The sequence below is a fragment of the Mesorhizobium sp. LHD-90 genome, assembly GCF_030929505.1.
Taxonomy (GTDB): Bacteria; Pseudomonadota; Alphaproteobacteria; order Rhizobiales; family Rhizobiaceae; genus Kumtagia.
Genome location: NZ_JAVFVV010000058.1, coordinates 1 through 1,178 on the forward strand (window position 1 = coordinate 1; position 1,178 = coordinate 1,178).

Genomic DNA, 1,178 nt, shown 5'->3' on the forward strand with positions numbered 1-1,178 from the left:
CACACTACACGACTCTGTTTGGTTTGAGTTTTTTGGGCAGTCGTTTCCAGATCGTGTCCCAGGCTTGTGTTGCGCGGGGTGGGTCGGTTTGAAGCCAGTTGCGCAGGGTGTCGAATCCGATCCTGAACCATGACTTTCGGCGAAATCCGTGCTTTGCGCGCGGGATATCGCCGTTCGGTTTGATGGTGTTGGCGCAGGCTTGCGCCCAGGCGACGGCCAGCGTGACGACGGCGATGAGCAGGGAGAGTTTTTCGGGCCGGGTGAGTCTTGTGTCTTCCATGTTGAAGCCGCGTGTCTTGGTGTGGGCGAACAGGCACTCGATCTGCCATCGTTTTCTGTAGCTGTTGAGCGCGGTCTTGGAGCCGCCATTGGTGACGACTACGATCAGCGTGCCGCGGCGGCGCTTGGCGGCGAAGCGCAGCGTGCCGGCGAAGCGCTCGTCCATGCCCTCGAAGCGGCCCTGAAGCGTCTCCAGGCGGCCCAGATATCTGTGTCTGGTCAGCGAAGCCAGCGACATGCAACGGCCGTCGTCGAGCGCCACGATCAGCCTCTCGGGCGCGCGGATGACGAAAGGGATGTGTTTTTCGACAAGGAATTCAATCCATTGGTTGCCGATGAACTCGCGGTCGGCGAGCAGCACCTCGATCGAATCTGCGCCGAACAAGGCGATGAAGCGTGAAAGCAGCGCCTGGCGCTGCGCCATGGTGGAGGGGCCGCCATGATCAAGCATGTCCCACAGTACCGGAATGCGCGCCCGCCGTGTGGTTATGCACAGCACCAGAAGGTTGATGTCCCTGGTTCCGACCTTCCAGTTGGTGCGGTCCAGGCACAGCCGGTAGGGCGGTGCAAGCCTCAGCATCGTCACAACCGCCTTGGCCAGCCAGTCCTCGTCAAGCCGCACATATTGGAAAAAGCGTTGCAGCCGCCGATAGCTCGACGCCACAAGCGCCGCTCCGCCAACCTGGCTGGCGATATGGCTAAGGTTTACCGTGCGCGCATTCAGCACGCCGACAATCAGCATCGCAAGCGTCTGGCAACGGTCGTTGCTCAGCTCAACATGCCGCGATAACGTCAAGGCGAGAGCGTCGGGAGACAGCGACATCGAAGGATCCTTCTTTGGCGAGACGAATCCTTCATTCCAACTGATTCTCGGCCTCTCGCCTAATCACTGTCGTGTA

Annotated in this window: 1 protein-coding gene; it reads right to left on the reverse strand. The window is 60.4% G+C overall.

Annotated elements, in window-relative coordinates:
- Positions 1-4: 4 nt before the first annotated feature.
- A complete protein-coding gene (locus RB623_RS30265; RefSeq protein ID WP_308060989.1) occupies positions 5-1,102 on the reverse strand; it encodes an IS4 family transposase in 1,098 nt (365 codons plus the stop codon).
- Positions 1,103-1,178 lie beyond the last annotated feature (76 nt).

Excerpts from the sequence above, each read along its gene's own strand:
- RB623_RS30265 (WP_308060989.1), bottom strand. The coding sequence starts at position 1,102 with ATGTCGCTGTCTCCCGACGCTCTCGCCTTGACGTTATCGCGGCATGTT.